18 protein-coding genes and 2 pseudogenes are annotated in these 17,013 nt (G+C 58.9%); 14 read left to right on the top strand and 6 right to left on the bottom strand.

Annotated features, from left to right (window positions below; translation table 11 throughout):
• Positions 1-101 precede the first annotated feature (101 nt).
• From ACOYW1_RS22350 to ACOYW1_RS22290, 13 genes and pseudogenes are all read left to right on the top strand, one after another.
• Entirely contained in the window at positions 102-233 is a 132-nt protein-coding gene (locus ACOYW1_RS22350; RefSeq protein WP_482419801.1) for a hypothetical protein, read from the top strand.
• On the top strand, positions 230-940 hold the full coding sequence (locus tag ACOYW1_RS22345; protein ID WP_482419800.1) for a Na/Pi cotransporter family protein: 711 nt from the start codon (positions 230-232) through the stop codon (positions 938-940). Before ACOYW1_RS22350 ends, ACOYW1_RS22345 begins: the two co-directional genes overlap by 4 nt.
• Positions 941-1,037: 97 nt before the next feature.
• Positions 1,038-1,757 (top strand): Na/Pi cotransporter family protein, encoded by a 720-nt coding sequence (locus ACOYW1_RS22340; protein ID WP_482419799.1) that lies wholly within the window; start codon positions 1,038-1,040, stop codon positions 1,755-1,757.
• Between the two features lie 262 nt (positions 1,758-2,019).
• On the top strand, positions 2,020-3,414 hold the full coding sequence (resB, locus tag ACOYW1_RS22335; protein ID WP_482419798.1) for a cytochrome c biogenesis protein ResB: 1,395 nt from the start codon (positions 2,020-2,022) through the stop codon (positions 3,412-3,414).
• A complete protein-coding gene (gene ccsB / locus ACOYW1_RS22330) occupies positions 3,411-4,253 on the top strand; it encodes a c-type cytochrome biogenesis protein CcsB (RefSeq protein WP_482419797.1) in 843 nt (280 codons plus the stop codon). Before resB ends, ccsB begins: the two co-directional genes overlap by 4 nt.
• A gap of 778 nt (positions 4,254-5,031) precedes the next feature.
• Positions 5,032-5,460, top strand: a pseudogene (gene qrcA, locus ACOYW1_RS22325) (menaquinone reductase multiheme cytochrome c subunit QrcA); the annotation flags it as partial.
• Between the two features lie 13 nt (positions 5,461-5,473).
• Positions 5,474-5,689, top strand: coding sequence for a cytochrome c3 family protein (locus tag ACOYW1_RS22320; RefSeq protein WP_482423882.1), 216 nt, complete (start codon positions 5,474-5,476; stop codon positions 5,687-5,689).
• Between the two features lie 56 nt (positions 5,690-5,745).
• Complete coding sequence (gene qrcB, locus ACOYW1_RS22315) at positions 5,746-7,848, top strand: menaquinone reductase molybdopterin-binding-like subunit QrcB (RefSeq protein ID WP_482419796.1); 2,103 nt, start codon at positions 5,746-5,748, stop codon at positions 7,846-7,848.
• 60 nt (positions 7,849-7,908) lie between these two features.
• Positions 7,909-8,730 carry a menaquinone reductase iron-sulfur cluster-binding subunit QrcC gene (gene qrcC, locus ACOYW1_RS22310; RefSeq protein WP_180139194.1) on the top strand — a complete coding sequence of 274 codons (822 nt, stop codon included), beginning with the start codon at positions 7,909-7,911 and terminating at the stop codon, positions 8,728-8,730.
• Positions 8,731-8,840: 110 nt separating this feature from the next.
• Positions 8,841-9,359 carry a hypothetical protein gene (locus ACOYW1_RS22305; protein WP_482419795.1) on the top strand — a complete coding sequence of 173 codons (519 nt, stop codon included), beginning with the start codon at positions 8,841-8,843 and terminating at the stop codon, positions 9,357-9,359.
• Between the two features lie 169 nt (positions 9,360-9,528).
• Positions 9,529-10,071 carry a hypothetical protein gene (locus ACOYW1_RS22300; RefSeq protein ID WP_482419794.1) on the top strand — a complete coding sequence of 181 codons (543 nt, stop codon included), beginning with the start codon at positions 9,529-9,531 and terminating at the stop codon, positions 10,069-10,071.
• Between the two features lie 60 nt (positions 10,072-10,131).
• The gene (locus ACOYW1_RS22295) at positions 10,132-10,287 is read left to right on the top strand and encodes a hypothetical protein (protein ID WP_180139201.1); all 156 of its coding nucleotides are present in this window, start codon (positions 10,132-10,134) and stop codon (positions 10,285-10,287) included.
• Between the two features lie 239 nt (positions 10,288-10,526).
• Complete coding sequence (locus ACOYW1_RS22290; RefSeq protein WP_482419793.1) at positions 10,527-11,108, top strand: hypothetical protein; 582 nt, start codon at positions 10,527-10,529, stop codon at positions 11,106-11,108.
• Between the two features lie 197 nt (positions 11,109-11,305).
• On the opposite strand, the gene ACOYW1_RS22285 is transcribed toward ACOYW1_RS22290, so the two are convergent.
• The 4 genes and pseudogenes from ACOYW1_RS22285 to ACOYW1_RS22270 form a co-directional block, all read right to left on the bottom strand.
• Entirely contained in the window at positions 11,306-12,031 is a 726-nt protein-coding gene (locus ACOYW1_RS22285) for an RNase H family protein (protein ID WP_482419792.1), read from the bottom strand.
• A gap of 13 nt (positions 12,032-12,044) precedes the next feature.
• Positions 12,045-12,254: a hypothetical protein gene (locus ACOYW1_RS22280; RefSeq protein WP_482419791.1), complete on the bottom strand. Its 210-nt coding sequence runs from the start codon at positions 12,252-12,254 to the stop codon at positions 12,045-12,047.
• Positions 12,176-13,225, bottom strand: coding sequence for an exo-beta-N-acetylmuramidase NamZ family protein (locus ACOYW1_RS22275; RefSeq protein ID WP_482419790.1), 1,050 nt, complete (start codon positions 13,223-13,225; stop codon positions 12,176-12,178). Before ACOYW1_RS22275 ends, ACOYW1_RS22280 begins: the two co-directional genes overlap by 79 nt.
• Before the next feature lie 194 nt (positions 13,226-13,419).
• Positions 13,420-14,289 (bottom strand): annotated as a pseudogene (locus ACOYW1_RS22270) (Hsp33 family molecular chaperone HslO).
• 580 nt (positions 14,290-14,869) lie between these two features.
• Between ACOYW1_RS22270 and ACOYW1_RS22265 the strand changes: the two are divergent.
• Positions 14,870-15,358: a hypothetical protein gene (locus ACOYW1_RS22265; protein WP_482419789.1), complete on the top strand. Its 489-nt coding sequence runs from the start codon at positions 14,870-14,872 to the stop codon at positions 15,356-15,358.
• 121 nt (positions 15,359-15,479) lie between these two features.
• Here ACOYW1_RS22265 and ACOYW1_RS22260 read toward each other — a convergent pair whose 3' ends face one another.
• Positions 15,480-15,752 carry an anti-sigma factor family protein gene (locus tag ACOYW1_RS22260; protein ID WP_482419788.1) on the bottom strand — a complete coding sequence of 91 codons (273 nt, stop codon included), beginning with the start codon at positions 15,750-15,752 and terminating at the stop codon, positions 15,480-15,482.
• A complete protein-coding gene (locus tag ACOYW1_RS22255; RefSeq protein WP_482419787.1) occupies positions 15,727-16,335 on the bottom strand; it encodes an RNA polymerase sigma factor in 609 nt (202 codons plus the stop codon). The genes ACOYW1_RS22260 and ACOYW1_RS22255 overlap by 26 nt, the downstream gene beginning before the upstream one ends.
• Positions 16,336-17,013 lie beyond the last annotated feature (678 nt).

Genomic DNA, 17,013 nt, shown 5'->3' with positions numbered 1-17,013 from the left:
TTATATAGTCCCCACAAACATTTACGACTCACGTGAGGTGCGCCTGCATGGAGACTGAGACGGCGCGTCTGTGTAATGTACTGTTACTACAGGAGATTTAGGTGGAATCAGTTAACTGGTTGGCGCTTGTCTACGGTTTGGTCGGTGGGCTGGGGCTTTTTCTCTACGGCATGAAGATGATGTCGGAAGGCCTTCAGAAATCAGCGGGCAGCAGCCTGCGAAACATAGGTTGAAAAGCTGCCACAGCTCCAACCGGGTCATCGGGACCTTTGTAGGTCTGGTGGTGACCGCGGTGATCCAGAGCAGTTCCGCAACGACAGTCATGGTGGTGGGCTTTGTCAACGCAGGGCTCATGAACCTGGTCCAGGCCCTGAGCGTGGTGTTGGGGGCCAACGTCGGCACCACCGTCACGGCGCAGCTCATCGCGTTTAAAATTGGTAAACTTGCCCTGCCTGCCATCGGCATCGGCGTGTTTATGCGCATGTTTACCAGCAACAAGAAGTACCACTACTGGGGAGAGGTCATCATCGGCTTCGGCCTTCTCTTCCTCGGCCTCAAGATCATGAAGGACGGGTTTGTTCCCTTGCGGCACAGCGAGTTCTTCCAGCAGGCCTTTATCACCTTTTCCCATCATCCGGTGCTGGCCGTTGCCGCAGGCGCGGTGCTGACCATGGTCGTCCAGAGTTCCTCGGCCACCATCGGCATCACCGTGGCCATGGCATCCACGGGACTCATCGACTACTACGCCGCGTGCGCCCTGGTCCTCGGGGAGAATATCGGGACCACCATCACCGCCAACTTAGCGGCCATTGGTACCAACCCCACGGCGAGGCGGGCCGCCTTCGGCCACTTCCTCATCAACGCCCTGGGGGTCTGCTACATGCTTTTCTTCCTGAAGTTCTTCATGCAGGCCGTGGATGTGTTGACGCCGGGCATCTGACTTTGTCAACGCTTCCGGTAACCTTCCTTATATCGCCCGCCACATCGCCAACGTCCACACCGGCTTTAACATCGTCAACCTCATCATTTTCGTTCCCGTGCTTCATATCCTGGCGCGCCTGTGCGAGCGGATGATTCCGGGCAAGGGCAACGGCCGGGACGACGGCCTGGTCTTTCTGGACGACTGCCTCATCGAGACCCCTGATTTTGCGGTTTCCCAGGCCAGAAAAGAGGTGAGCCGCATGTCGGGGCTGGCCCTGGAGATGCTGAAGCTGAGCCGGGACGCCTTTTTCTCCCGGGACACAAAGACCATCAACAAGGTCTACGAGCTGGAGAACACCGTGGATCTCCTGGAAAAGGATATCTCCACCTTCCTGGTCCGCCTGAACCAGGAGCAGATCAGCGCCGAGACCTCCCGGGAGCTCAACAACATCCTGCATGTGCTCCACGACCTGGAGAAGATCGGGGATTACGCCGAGAACATCGTCAACTACACGGAAAAGCTCATCGAGAGCGATATCCGCTTTTCCGACGAGGCCATGCAGGAGATGGAAGAGATCTACGACGTGGCCATCCGCTTTACGGACAATGTGATCAAGGCGTATAACGCAGGCGGCCTTCCCAGGGCCATCGACACCGAGGACGAGAACACCATCGACAAGATGCGCAAGCAGTTCAAGAAGCATCACCTCAAGCGCCTCCAAAAGGGCTCCTGCTCCGTTGAGACAGGGATCCTCTTTGTGGATATCCTCAACAACCTGGAGAAAACCGGGGACCAGGCCTTTAACATTGCCCAGGTGGTTCAGGGCGATATGTAAGGGGCAAGGGATTGCTGAACAGATGAAAGGCCGGGCAGACAGATTGCCCGGCCTTTTTGCGTGGACCGCATTGTGAGTCAGCTATGCGACACACATGTGTATAGGGTTCTGATACGATTGACGTTGTTCCCGCGCCTTTCGGTGTGGTATCATGCGCTGCCCGTTGGGGCCGCAGGGGGCAAGGGCGTTTCATTGTCGCTCAAAGCCTTCGGCTGTGACTTTTGACAAACGCACCACGTAGATGGTGCGCCGAAAGGGATCTATGAACAAACAACAAGTGGAAAAAGGGCTGGTCGACACCCTCTGGGGTGTCTTTGCATCGGTTCGGCTTTCCGTCATCGTGCTGACGCTCCTGGCCGTCACCTCCATCATCGGAACGGTGATTCCCCAGAACGCGTCTCCCGCCGTTTACGTGGATCGGTTCGGTGAGGCCGCGTACCGCGTGCTGTCGTTCCTCGATATCTTCGATATGTACCACTCCTGGTGGTTTCAGCTGTTGCTGCTGCTGCTGGGGATCAACCTGGTGATCTGCTCCATGGATCGCCTGCCCGCCGTGCTCAAGATCATCGGCAAGACACAGCGCCTCAACCCGGAGGCCTACCGCAAGGCCATCAAAGGGGAGACCCTGTCCATGGCCGGGTCCCCTTCCGAGGTGGCCGGGGTGCTCTCCGGAAAGCTCAAGGCGCCCATGGGTACCTTTACCCCCGTGGACGAAGGGGATGCGTGCTATCTTTTTGCAGAAAAAGGCCGCTGGACCCGCCTCGGGGTTTATGTGGTCCACGGCGCCGTTCTGTTGCTTCTGCTGGGGGGGCTCCTGGGCTCCCTGTTCGGGTACGAAGGGACCCTGAACCTGGCCGAAGGGGAGAGCAGCCAGGTGGTCAGGCTCAACGGCTCCAACGCGGCCATGCCCCTTCCCTTTGAACTTCGATGCGATGCCTTTTCCGTCTCTTTTTACGACACGGGCGCGCCCAAGGAGTATCGGTCCGATCTCGTGGTGACCGAGGGCGGGGCCGAAGTCCTTTCAAAGCAGATCGTGGTGAACGATCCCCTGCGCTACAGGGGCATCAGTTTTTACCAGGCCAGCTACGGCACGGTGCCCCCGAAGTCCGCCACCTTCTCCTTTACGAGCAAGGCCAGCGGCATGAGCTACCCTCTTGACGGTGATTTCGGGCAGCCCATCACCATCCCCGAAGGCTTAGGGACCTTTACGCCCATGCATTTCATGAACAACTACAGGTTCCACGGCAGGTCCATGGGGAGCGCTGTGCTCGGCGTTCTGGAGAGCGCGGAGGGAGAGGCCACCCGCCTGGCCCTTCCGGTGAAATCCCCCGGTTTTGACCGCATGCGGCAGGGGGATGTGGTAATTGCCGTGGCGGACTTTCCGCAGCGGTACTACACGGGGCTCCAGGTGACCAAGGACCCCGGGGTGTGGCTGGTGTATGCCGGGTTTCTCTTTCTCATCGCCGGGTGCTACATCACCTTCTTCATGAGCCACAAAGGCTTTATGGTGGCTGTGGAACCGACTTCCACCGGGTCGGCCGTGACCCTCTATGGAAACACAAATAAAAACAGGCTGGGCATGGAGATGGTGCTTCGCCGCTTGACCGAAAAACTCGACCGTGAGGCCATTAGTCCTGAAAGGCAGGTGGAGAGATGAACAACAGTTCCCTGATTTTGTCCATTGTGACTTTTGTCTATGGCTTTTCCGCCGTTTTGTACATCTCCGGGTGGATTTTCGGTAAGGAGGCACCGGCACGGAGCGCGCGGTATATCGCCGTGGTGGGGGCCCTGGGCAACCTGGCCGGGTTCCTGCTTCGGTGGGTCGAGTCCTACGGGCACGGGTACGGGCACATCCCCTTGTCCAACCTCTACGAGTCCCTGGTCTTTTTTGCCCTGACCATCGCCGTGATCTCCCTGGCCATCGAGGTGCGGTACCGAAATTACATGATCAGCACCTTTGCCATGCCCCTGGCCTTTTTGGCCCTGGCCTACGCCTCCCTGTCCCCCACGGTGAACGACAAGATTCAGCCGCTGATCCCGGCCCTGAAGAGCAACTGGCTCACCACCCATGTGGTGACCTGCTTTCTCGGCTATGCCGGATTTGCCACGGCCTTCGGCATCGGGGTGATGTACCTGGTGAGGGAGTGCACCACCATCCGGGAGGGGGGCCTTATTTCCCGGCTTCCGGAGGGGTATGTCCTGGACGAGCTGATCCAGAAGACCGTGATGTTCGGGTTCCTGTTCCTGACGGTGGGGATCATCACCGGCGCGGTGTGGGCCAACTCGGCCTGGGGCTCCTACTGGAGCTGGGACCCCAAGGAGACCTGGTCCCTGATCACCTGGTTCGTTTACGCCATCATGCTTCACCTGCGCTACATGCGGGGCTGGGGCGGCGCAAAGATCGCCGTCATCTCCATCATTGGGTTCATGGCCGTGATGTTTACCTATTTCGGGGTCAATTTTCTCCCCGGGCTTCACAGCTACGGCAGCATGTAAGGGAGATCAATCAAGGATTGAAGCGGAGCCGCCTTTCCCGTCAGGGGAGGGGCGGCTCTTTTTTTTGGGTGGGAACAACCCACCGGAGCCGTTGGAATTTCATTTTCTTGCTTTGTGAAACGATAAGGATCTTTTTATTGACACGTGCGGCGTCGTTACTATAGAAAAGAGGCTAGCAATTTTCAGCGTTTCAAAGCCTCATGCATGTGAAATGGCAGTAATTTCGGGAGGTCCTTGGCACGTTTCTTCGGGGTGGTGCGGGACGGCGACCGGAGCGAACCGTTGTCCCCAAGTGGGAACCGGCGTGACGCGACCGCTGCATCGGACCGCCTCAGACCCGTTTTGAAACCCGTTTTCTTTTTGCCTGTCGTGTCGCTTGAATCTGTTTCTTCTGCAGGTACTTAGTTGCTGCGCCGTGGGGCTCCGGACAGGGCCGTGAGGCATCGGGCGTGGTTGCCATGGCTTGAAAAAGGACGCATGAGCACGTATAAGAAACGCAATCAAATGCGTGAAGGCCGGCGAAGGGGGAATGCCGGTTTGCTATACTTGGTAAGGCTGCTTGACAAGACCGGTGCAATGCGTGCCCCGGCTCTCGGTTTCGGCCTTGCCGTTCACAGGTTCGGAAAAAGCCGTTAGCACCCGGTAAGATCACAGGGGGCCAGGGGCTTTTTGTATGTCCGCGCCCCTTTTTTTTGAACTATCCGAGGACGCGGCGCATGCCTGAACCACCCGGTGGTCGGGTATCTGGTGCTTAAAACAATTAACACGTGGAGTTTTCATGAGCCTAACTGGTGAAAAACAGACTGGTCGTGAGCAAACGGGGTCACCCGGAGGTCCGGAGAAAAAGGGGGAATCGGGATTGGTAGCCCTCTTTTTTATCGTGGGCCTGGCCGCAAGCCTTGCCATAGGGTGGATCGTTTTCCCCAAACTTCTCTATTCCAAGAGTGAGCAGCCCTTTGATTTCAGCCATGTCACCCACGCCGATGAGGTGGGGGACTGCGACAGCTGCCATTACTTCCGTGAAGACGGAACCTTTGCAGGGGTTCCCACCCTGGAGCAGTGCGCGGAGTGCCACGAAGAGGTGCAGGGCGAGACTGAAGCCGAAGAGACCTTCGTCAACGAATATGTGGCCGAAGGCAAAGAGGTGCCCTGGAAGATCTATTCCAAGCAGCCTGACTGTGTCTTTTTCTCCCACGCCGCCCATGTGCAAGGGGCGGGGGATGGAGTGTGCGGAGTGCCACGGGGACATCGGCGAGTCCGAGAGCCTGAAGCCTTACGAAGAGAACCGGATCACCGGCTACAGCCGGGACATCTGGGGCAAGAACATCGCCGGCATCAAGAAAAACAGCTGGGACCGCATGAAGATGGACGACTGCGGCGCCTGTCATCAGGAGACCATGGGCAGCAAAGGTGCCTGTTTCCAGTGCCACAAGTAGACGCTGTTTTTTAGCTTCAACGCGAACGATCAATCCTTTCAAGGGGTGATTCACATATGAAGATCAACAGGAGACATTTTCTCGCTTTGGGAATGGGAGCCACGGCCGGTACCCTGCTCTCTCCCCTTCCCTGGAAGTTGACGGACGATGTGTCCATCTGGACCCAGAATTGGTCCTGGACGCCGGTTCCCGAGACCGGAGAGTACTATTACGTCGGTGGGGCGTGCACCCTCTGCCCCGGCGGCTGCAGCCTTGCGGTGCGCAAGGTGGGCGAACGTGTGGTGAAAATCGAAGGGAGCCCCGAGAGCGCCGTGAACAGCGGTGACCTCTGCGGTATTGGCATCTCGGCCACTCAGCTCCTCTACGGCCCCTCGCGCATTGAGGGCCCCATGGTGCGGGCCGGCAAGCGCGGTGAGGGCAAATGGAACCGCATTTCCTGGGAAGAGGCCGAAGCGCAGCTGGCGGAAAAGCTGGGCAGCCTCTCCGACGGCAAGGGCGTGGCCGCCCTGTCGGCCTCCCGCAGCGGCAGCGTTCCCGCCCTGTTTCAGCGCCTGCTGGACACCCTGGGTTCCGACCGCTTTTTGACCCTGCCGTCTGTTCACGACACCCTGGAGCAGGCCATGGCCATGACCATGGGCCGCAAGCCCGGGGAAGGCGTGGGCTTTGACACGGAAAACACCGACCTGATCCTGAGCCTCGGCAGCGCCGTGGCCGAAGGGTGGGGCGCTCCGGTGCGCATGGTCAAAACCGCCGGTTCCAAAAAGATGATCCAGGTGGAATCCTACCTCTCCACCACCGCCTCCATGGCCGACATGTGGGTACCTGCCAAGCCCGGCACCGAAGGGGTGTTTGCCCTCTCCGTGGCCGCTGCCATGGTCCAGGAAAAACTCTACGATCACATCTTTGTCTCAACGGCCACCGAAGGGTTCGACGCCTTCAGCGCCTGGCTCCTTGAGAACTACGCGCCTGAGAAGGCCGAAGCCGTGACAGGGGTCACTCCTGCCATGGTGAAAAAGGTGGCCGTGGCCTTTGCCGGGGCGCGCCGTCCCGTGGCCATCTGCGGTCGCGGAAAAGGGGAGACCCCCGTGAGCCTTGCCGAGGCCCTGGCGGTCTTTGCCCTGAACGCCCTGAAAGGGTCCGTCCAGCGTGACGGCGGCCTGGTGAAGGTGGGGGCCCTGCCCTACGCCGTGGCCACCGCCGAAACCGCCGATCTGGGGGCCAAGCTCGCAGAGCTTACCGAGCCCGGCAAGACCCAGCTCCTCATGGACTGGGGCACCAACCCCTTCTACACCCTGGCCACCTCGGACAAGGCAAAAGAGTCCCTGGCCGCCATCGGCACCATCGTCAGCTTTTCTCCTTACATGGACGAGACCGCGGCCATGGCGGACCTGATCCTGCCCGACCACACCCACCTGGAAAAACTCCAGGATGTGCCGGTTCGTGCTGGCCTGGAGCGACCCACCGTCAACCTGGCCCAGCCGGCCATCGACCCGGTGATGGATACCAAGCACACCGGGGACGTGCTCATCAGCGTGGGCGCTCAGCTGGAAGGCGGCAGCGACTCCTTTGGCTGGGACGACTACGAAACCTACCTCGAAGAGAGCTGCGGGGAGATGTGGGAGACCCTCTACGACGAGGGTACCTGGCAGGGTGACATCGCCTGGAAAAAAGGCCTTGAGCGCATCCTGGGTACGTCCCAGCGCTTTACCTTTGTCATCCCCGAAGGACCCGTTGCCCTGGCTGCCGAAGGGGCGGCCTCCGGCCTTCCCTTCACCCTGGTGCCGAGGTGGTCCCTGCGCATTGCCAGCGGTCCCGTGGCCGACGCTCCGTTTACCATGAAGACCATCTCGGACCGGATGCTGACCAAAGGGGTCTCCCATGTGGAGCTTCACCCCAAGACCGCCAGGCAGGCGGGTCTCAAAGACGGCGACACCGCCACCCTGTCCACACCCTTTGGCAGCGCCAAGGTGGTGGTCACCCTCTTCGAAGGGGTGATGCCCGGTGTGGTGGCCCTGGCCGCAGGCCTGGGGCATACAGCCTTTGACGACTACATCGGGGGCAAGGGGGCGAGCTACACAGCCCTTTCCGGCACCATGGCCGACCCTGCCACAGGGCTCAACTGCACCTGGGGCGCCAAGGCATCCCTGGCCAAGGGGTAGCCTGAGCGCGGCAACGGCTCGTGAACAACTGACGAAAACCCATCTCATACGAGGTTTTTCATGAATACGGAATCAAACGATACGAGGGCGAAGAAATTCGGCATGGTCATCGACCTCGACAAGTGCACCGGTTGCGGATCCTGCATGGTGGCTTGCTCGGCCGAGAACAACGTCCCCGTCAGGAAAGACGAAAGCGACAAGCTTTTGAGCACGACCTGGATCCGGGTCTACCGCATCACCAACGGCAAGGATTTTCCCGACACCGAGATCTGCTATATCCCCCGTCCCTGCCAGCATTGCGGCGGCAAGCACGACGACGGTCACTCTCCTTGCGTGTCGGTCTGCCCGGCCACGGCCACGGACTACGACCACTCCACCGGCATTGTCAGCCAGATCTACACCCGCTGCTTCGGCTGCCGGTACTGCATGGCGGCCTGCCCGTATCACGCCCGTTACTTCAACTGGTGGGACCCGGTCTGGCCCGCCAAGGTGGAAGAGTCCCTCTCTCCGGACGTCTCTCCGCGTATGCGCGGTGTGGTGGAGAAGTGCAGCTTCTGCTTCCACCGTTACCAGCTGGCCAAGGAGAAGGCCTATCTGGAAGAGCGGGACGTGGAGGAGATGGAGTACCAGACTGCGTGCACCCAGGCGTGTCCTTCCGGCGCCATCACCTTCGGGGACCTGAACAACCCCGACCACGCCGTGTACACCCTGAAAAAAGACAAGCGCGCATTCCGGTTGCTTGAACGCCTGCACACCAACCCGAAGGTCTACTACCTCTCCAGCCGTGAGTGGGTGAGACGGGCAGGTGACAACTACGTGAGCAGCGAAGAGCCCACCGGAAAACCCGGAGCCTATCACCTTGAGGGCAAGGGCGGCCACTGATCAGGCCCGCTTCTATCAGGACAAGACAGACGCCCGGCAGCCACGGGCGTTTTAAAAAATCTCTAAATGGCCGCCTGCACACAGGTGGAGGCGGCGAGGGGTAAGGATTTATGGACTCTGCTTTGATACCCGAAGGTGTTGAGCGTTGCTCTCTCAAGCGGTTTACCCTTGGTCTGGTCATTCCGGCGGCGCTGGTGGTCTGGGGGCTTTATGCCGCCTACCTCTGCTGGTTCAAGGGCCTCAATCAGACCAACATGAACGATTCCTACGGGTTTGCCCTCTGGATCTGGGCCGACCTGGCGGTTATCGCCGTGGGAGGCGGTGCCTTCTTCACCGGCTTTCTCCGCTACGTGGTGGGGAAAGACGAGCTGAAGAACATCATCAACTTTGCCGTTATCGTGGGTTTCTGCTGCTACTGCTCCGCCATGCTGATCCTGGCCATCGACATCGGCCAGCCTTTGCGCGGGTGGTTTATTTTCTGGCACGCCAACGTCCGCTGGAGGTGGCTTTTTGTCTTTCGCTCTACCTGTCGGTGCTGGCCATTGAGTACCTGCCGCTGGTGCTGGAGAACCGAAAGATCGACCAGAATCCCTTCTTTCACAACCTGGGCCACCGCATGCATGAGGTGATGGCTGTCTTTGCCGCCACCGGCGCCTTTCTCTCCTGCTTCCACCAGGGGTCTTTCGGGCGGCGTCACCGGCGTGCTCTACGGGCGCCCCTTCGGCCTGCGGCGGCTGCTGGCCCTGGACCTTCTTTCTCTACACCTGGTCTGCGGCGGCCTGCGGCCCCTGCTTTACCATGCTGTGCTGCAAGATCACCGAGAAGATCACGGGCAAGCGCCTGGTCAAGGACAACGTCTACGACCTGTTGGCCAAGATCTCCGGCTGGATGCTGGGCACCTACATGGTGGCCAAGATCGCCGATACCATCTGGTGGGCCGTGGTGACCGTACCCAAGACCGGCTTTACCTTCATGGAGTTCTACACCAACTCCCAGAACTACCACGGCATCTGGATTCTGATCCTTGAGCTGGTGATCTGCGGCATCGTGCCCGCGGCCATTCTCCTTAAAAAAGAGTGGCGCCAGAACAGCAGGCTCTTTATCGTTGCCGTGACCCTGGCCGTTATCGGGGTGTGCGTGAACCGCTGGGTCATGGTCATGCAGCCCATGGCCATGCCGGTCATGACCTTTGATTCCTGGGTCCTCTACTTTCCGTCGTGGCAGGAGTGGGCCACCACCATCCTGCCCGTGGCAGGGGCCATCCTGATCATTGCTCTTTCCTATCGGTACCTGCCGGTGTTTCCCCAGGAGAAAGAGCTCAACCCTGTCGAGAGACCGTAAACGACCAACCGACCGGGGCCTTGGTTTTATCACAGGCCCCGGCATGAAAAGGAGAGAGCCATGTTTCCATTTGTCTGGGAGTGGGTCTGGGACGCGGGCCATTACCTGTTTTTCGGGGGGATGTGGTACGTGCTGATCATCCTCACCGTGGGGCTCAACTGGTGCATTTTTAAAGCCCTTAAGGACACAAAAGAAGGGAAGGGCGGCGGCCACTGATCTTTTTTTAAATAAAGGCATCGTATTAAGGGGTTGATTTCTTAGTTGAAATCAACCCCTTTTTTGTTGTCTGATGGCGGTGCCTCTGTTTTTTATGCTCATTTTTTCCGTTTTTTTTGGAGGTGTGAAGCAGATCATACCTGATGCATCAGCCCTGTGGTAGCTTCCGACCCGTTGATAGGAAATAAACCGCCTCTGTTGAGGCTTTGACGTACCATTTATGTTTTAGGAGTATCACGATGAAAAAAGCAGTTCGAGCAGTTGCAGGGTTGGCAGTGGCCGTATGTATGATGATGACCGCAGGAAACGCCATGGCGGAAGAGAGCGGGACCAAGTTCAAGCTGGGTGTGGGAACCTACGGGCTTATCATTGCTGACGACAGCTCCAGCGTAAACAGCCATGACGAGGAATTCTACGGGGGGGCCATTGTGGGCACCGCGTGTTTTACCAAGCATGTGGCGCTGCGAAGCGAGGTGGTTGCCGCAGCAGAAAATGATGACGACTCCAAATGGGACGTAAGCGGCGGCGATCTCCAGCTTCTTCTGGGTACCAACTTCTATAAAGGGTTCAACGTGTTCGGCGGTATCGGGGTGTTTACCGAAACCTGGGAGTACGACGGCGGGACCATCGGCGGTGTGAGTGTCAAAGCCGATAAGGATTTTTCCGGTGCCCAGGCCTCCTTCGGTATCGGCTACTCCTGGAGCAAGGTGGCTCTGGATTACGTGGTCAACGTCAGGGACACCAGCGACTACGAAGACTTCACCAATGTCGACCATGACTTTGCCGTCTCCGGCGGCATCAACCTCTCCTACATCTTCTAAGAAATCCTCCTTATCCCCACAAACAGGTCCCTGAAGGCCAGGCGCAGGCGGTATTCATGTGAATACCGCCTGCGTTTTTTGTTTTTGAGACACACCCCGTCCATTACGGGCGCAGCCCGTCAGCGAATGTGACAACCCGAGGGACGAGGGTTGGAGCATTCGCGAGCCTGGGGTGCAGGGGCTGTAGCCCCTGTATTTTAGTTTTTGATGGCGGAGGTGGCCAGCTGGTCGGCTTTTTCATTTTCGGGAAAACCGGCGTGGCCTTTGACTTTGACGAAGACGAGGTTTGAAAACTTTCGGGTGAGGGCGCGGATCTCTTCCACCAGCTCCCGGTTGGCCTGGGCTTTCCAGCCTTTGGCGATGAGGCCCAGGGCGTAGCTGGAATCGGTGTAGATGCGCACGGGAAGCTCGGGCTTTTTCACTTCGGAGAGGGCCGTGCGGATGGCTTCGAGTTCGGCGATGTTGTTGGTGCCCTGGCCGATGTTCCGGGAGATCTCCCGCTCGTGGGGCCCGTAGCGGAAAAAGACCCCGATGCCCGAGGGGCCGGGGTTGCCGGAGCTGGCTCCGTCGGTGAAGATGTGGATGACGCCGGGTTCGGTGGTGGAAAGCCCTTCCAGGGGCACCTCGCGCACAAGGCCGGGGCGCTGGGGTGGAGGCACGCTGACCTCCCCTTTTTGGGGGGATGTTTTTTCCTCGTCTGTTTTTTTCTTTTTGGCGCCTTTGGGGATGAGGTTTTCCGGGGCGTCGGACTTCAGGGTATCGGGATAGACCTTGTATTCATGGGTCTGCTTGAGGTTGTACTTGATGCGCACACGCCCGCCGTCAAGGCGAAGGGCCTCGGCTTCATCAACCTCCGCCCACACTTTGTTGCCCTTGAAACTCATGCGTTTCCAGAGGGCGCCCTCATCATCCTGTTTGGCCATGGTCTGCTCCGCGTCAGGTGTTGTAGATCAAAAAGGCTTCCCGGCTCTTCCTGAAATCGTCCAGTCCATCCTGCCACTGTGCTTCCAGTTTATCAATGGCCGTTCCTGCTTCAAGGCTTTCCCTGAGTGCACGAGATCCCAGGATCATGTCCATGGGAAGTTTTTCGTATTCGTACTCGTAGGGGGGCTGCTTCCAGGCAAACTTATCGGGATGGTTGGCCATGGCCGCCCGGATGATGTCGAGGCTGAGGCGGTACGGGGCAGAGGAGGCGCCCCGTGGTGGCATGTTATCTGAAAGCCCTTGCAGAGCTCACCCGCCCATTTGCCGAAGGTGGGCTCAAAGCCTGTCTGCCGGAGGATGCAGCCTTCAAGGCTTTCAGGGGCCAGGGTGTTTTTAAGTTTGGTGGTGTCGAGGTAGGGGGCGCCGAAGAGCTCAAAGGGCCGGGTGGTGCCCCGCCCTTCCGAGAGGTTGCACCCTTCCAGGATCACCTGGCCGGGGTAGACCAGGGCCGCCTCTTCGCAGGGCATGTTGGGGGAGGGCAGCACCCAGGGAAGGCCGGTGTCGCCGAAGTGCATGGATCGGGTCCACCCTTTCATGGGCACCACGGTGAGGTCGCAGCCGATGCCGAACCGCTCGTTGAAGAAGAGGGCCAGCTCGCCCATGGTCATGCCGTGGCGCATGGGAATGGGGTAGCGCCCCACAAAGGAGGTGTAGGCCGCTTCTGTGAGGTTGCCTTCCACCTTAACCCCGCCGATGGGGTTGGGCCGGTCCAGGACCGCCACGTGAAAGCCTTTGTCAGCCGCCGCCTCCATGATGTAGGTGAGGGTCCAGATAAAGGTGTAGACGCGGGTGCCTACATCCTGGATGTCCACCACCACCGTGTCGATGCCCTCAAGCATTTCGTCCGTGGGCCAGCGGGTTTCGCCGTATAGGCTGAAGACCGGCACCCCGGTGACCGGGTCGAGCCCATGGCCCGATTCGATCATGTTGTCCTGCTTGTCAGCAAAAAAACCGTGCTGGGGAGAGAAAAGAGCCCCCAGGCTCCCCGGCAGGGCCTCGGCCATGAGGTCCCGGGCGTGGCGGTAGGAAGGGCCCACCGACGCAGGGTTGGCCAGAAGGGCCAGTTTGCCCTCCCGCGCCCAGGCAGGCGGTGATTCCAGAAGGTGTTCAAGACCGGTGATGACGCGTGACAATAAAGACTCCCGGGTTTGCGGTTGTTCTCAGCCCCTCGTTCCCCGGGTTTGATCACAGCCGCTGATCGGTCATAGCGCCGAGGTTGGCGAAGGGGAGACGCATATGTTGAGACGGTTGACCCTTTGGTGGGATGACCTGTGCCCGGCATTTTTTATTGATTGACGGAGCACAGCCATTCCATGCTTTTTAGCCTTTAGCCTTTAGCCTTTTTCTTGTTCAGGATCTCCGTGATCTCCTCTTTGGAGAAGTGGTAGACGCTGTTGCAGTTGTGGCACCGAAGTTCCACGGGAAAGGGGCCTTCGTTGGCAATGGCGGCCAGGTCCTTTTTGGGGAGCATGGCAAGGTGCCCTGCAAAGGCCTTTTCGGAGCAGCGGCAGAAGAACTCCACGCGGTGGCTCCCAAGGAGTTTGGGCGAGAGTTCGGAAAACTTGTTTCAATGACCTCTTCTGCGTCTGCTCGCCGGCGATGTCCCCGGGGGAGGGAAAGAGGCCATGAGCTCTTCGATTTTCTTGTCGGTCTCCTCAGGGGCTCCGGGCATCACCTGGAGGAAGAGGCCTCCTGCTCCCACCACCTCGCCGTCCTGGTCGAAGTTGATGCTGAGGTTGAAGACCGTGGGGGTCTGCTCAGAGGTGAAGCAGTAGTTGGCCAGGTCTTCGGCGATGTTGCCGTACTCCAGGGCCACCTGGCCGGTGTAAGGCTGTTTCATCCCCTCGATGACCTTGGTGACGGTGAGCATGCCTGCCCCGAGGAAGGGGGACATGGAAAGGCTCTCCAGGGGGGCCTTCACCGGGATGGGGCTCTTTTTAAGGAATCCGCGCACCTCGCCGTAGGCGTTGGCTTCCACGGAGAGGCCTTTGGCCGGTCCGGTGCCGTCCAGGGAGAGGCCGATGCGGTCCCCGCCCTTTAAGTTGGCGCTCATGAGGGTGCACCCCAGGTAGGCGTGGCCGAGGATGTAGGTCTCCAGGATCCCCAGGTCGAAGTTGCCGCGCATTTCGTTGATCATGCGGGTTCCATGGACAAAGACACCGCGGACGGTGTCGTCGGCCAGGAGAAAACGGTACATTTTGTCCCGTGCGCTGGCCTTGAGCTGCTCTTTGGCGTTGGCGCCGTATGGTTTTTTCTTGATCATCTCTTTTTCTATGGTATTTCGCATCGCCCCTTTCGGTGGCGGGCGACGCCGTGTTTTTCCGTTGTTCGTGAATTTCCATCCGAATTGCAGCCCGTTATATAATACAGGTGAATCGGGAATGCCACAAAAAAGGCCCCCGTGGGACACAGCCGTCCCTCCCGGAGGGAAGAATGCGACGGATGGGCCGGGAGGGCACGGGCCGGAAAATCGATTAAACCTCCCTTGGGCGGTGTCCGATAGAATCCCTATCAGGGATAAATTTCATGACATCGTTTCCGAGATTTCCCGTGGCAGAGATTGAAAAAAGTAGGCAAGACCCGGAACGACCGGCACGCCTTCAACTGCCGGTGCGTTCAGGATAAAAAGTGTTTTCGTTCACGGATGGAACAGCACGGCCCAGGCCGTGGCAATGTCCCCCTTTTCGGGGGAAAAGGAGCAAGGATGCTGATGAAGAAAGGGATGCTTTGGATGGGGCGCAGGTGCCTGGTGTGGATGGTGCTGGCTGGCATGGTGCTTGGGGGTCGTGTCCGCGGGGTGGAACCAGACCCCCGATTACATGAAGCCGTCCGACGACGTTACCTACCAGGAAGACCAGCTTTACCCCGAGGACGCGGAGATGGACACCTATCAGGACCGATACGCCACCCCGCTTTTTTACATGCCCGATGTTTATCAGACCCACCGCATCACAGGCTACGGGGCCATTGCCCTCACCATCATGGCTGTGGCCTCGGGGGATGACTCCACCTTTCACAAGATCAGCGGGGCCAGCGCCGCCCTCTGCGGCGTGGCTGCCGGTACCTCCGGCCATATGGCCTACGGCGGGGGGATCAATTTCAGGGATGGGTGGACACGTGAGAACATCCATGCAGGGGCCGGGTACCTGGCCACGGCAGCCCTGGTGCTGGCCTCAGGCCTGGGTGCTGCCGATGAAGACCACGAGACCGCAGGCGCCGTTGCCACGGCAGCCGCCGTGGTTCCCGTGGCCGTATTCGTCTTCTAAAACCGGCGAGCACCCTTCAGGTTGCCTCCGGCTGGGTTTGGAAAGGCTGTGTTACAACCTGTTTGGAAGATATTTTGAACGTTTGGCCCTCGGCAGGACCGCCGGGGGCTTTTTTTACGCCTTAGGGCATACTGCCGTGGGGCATGTTGTTTAGGGCCTTCCTCAGCCTTTGGGAAAACCCGGGGGGGACCGGTTCCTCCCCCACCTCTTCGCAGAATCCAACGGTCCGTTTCAGGGTCTCCAGGCACGTGGTGCAGCAGGGGCCAGTGCTTCTAGCGTGGGCACGGATCGCCTCGCAGGTCACCTCATCGGTCTCCCCGTCGATGTATTCCGAGAGTTTGGCAAACAGCTTCAGGCACGCTTCGTGATCATGGTGTGTGTGGTTGGTTGTCATGGAAATACCCCTTTAATTCTTCCCGCAGGAAGAGACGGGCGCGGTGGAGCCGCACCTTGACGTTGGCGGGCGTGATGCCCAGGATCTCGGCGGCCTCGTCTGTGGAGAATCCCTCCATGTCCCGTAAGACCAGGACCAGCCGGTACTGGGGGGGCAGCTCTTTCACCGATGCCTTGAGGTGCTCCCCCAGCTCCCGGTTCAACACCTGGCGGATGGGCATGGCCGCCCATTCCGGCAGCTCCGTGTCAATGTCGGCGTGGTCAGCGGGCAGGAACTCATCAAGCGAGAGTTCCCGCTCCGGGGCGTATTTGGACCGGCGCCGCATGCGATGGCAGACACTGGTGGCGATGCGGTACATCCAGTTTTTGAATTTTGTCTCCTGCCGAAAATCTTTGATATACCGGAAGATGTTGATGAAGGTCTCCTGGGCAAGGTCTTCGGCGTCGGAGGCGTCCTTGCAGATGCGGAGCCCGAAGTTGTAGAGCTTTCCTTCGTACCGCGCCACCAGCTCTTCAAATCTCTCTGCGGCCCCGTTCTGGATGGCCGTGATGAGCTCCGTATCCTGGTCCGTGATGTCAGGCACCCGGTTTGCGTCCCTTCCCATTGGTGTCGAACCTCTTCCTTCACATGGCACAGGTTGCTCATCAGGCATGTGATCCCCATTTTAGGCAGGATCCAGACCTGGAGGGCGATCCAGATCACGACGATGAGTCCCATGGCAAGCAGTGCGTTCATGATGATACTCCTTCTTTTAAGGGGCAAAGTCCCCGTACCCTGATATTTCATGAGAAAACAACCATCAGAAAGGAAAATGATATGATTTCGGATGGCTACAAAAAAAAGTGTCAGCTGTTTTTAGAATGTAAAATGTAAATCAGCGTTTGCTGTTTGATTTTCTCACCCTTCGGGCGAGCCGAGTGCACCCATCTTCTGCGTTATCAGAGCTTTGAGGTAAACCACTACATCTGCAGCTCTGATGCCTTGAATATGGGTGCACCCGACTCGTGAAATATCCGGGCTTGGTGTTTCATGGTTCAGATTATCGCAAAGTCCGGACGTTGGACAGCGAATAAACGTAACGATTCAGTTTGTCTTCTATAATTAAAGTGACCGGCAAAAAGCGTGCCTCCGGCGGCGAGGTGAGTCACCTCGAAAACTGATTGCGCGTGCGCATTTTCCTTCGTTCCTCAGGAAAAACGCGCACGCGCCTTCGGCTCGGGCTTCGCCCGACATAAACGCCGATGGTTTATGCGGGTTGGCT

The sequence above is a fragment of the Desulfoluna sp. CYM3A genome, from assembly GCF_056829965.1.
Note: the sequence above shows the minus strand (reverse complement) of the source record. Positions and strands in the feature narration are given on the sequence as shown.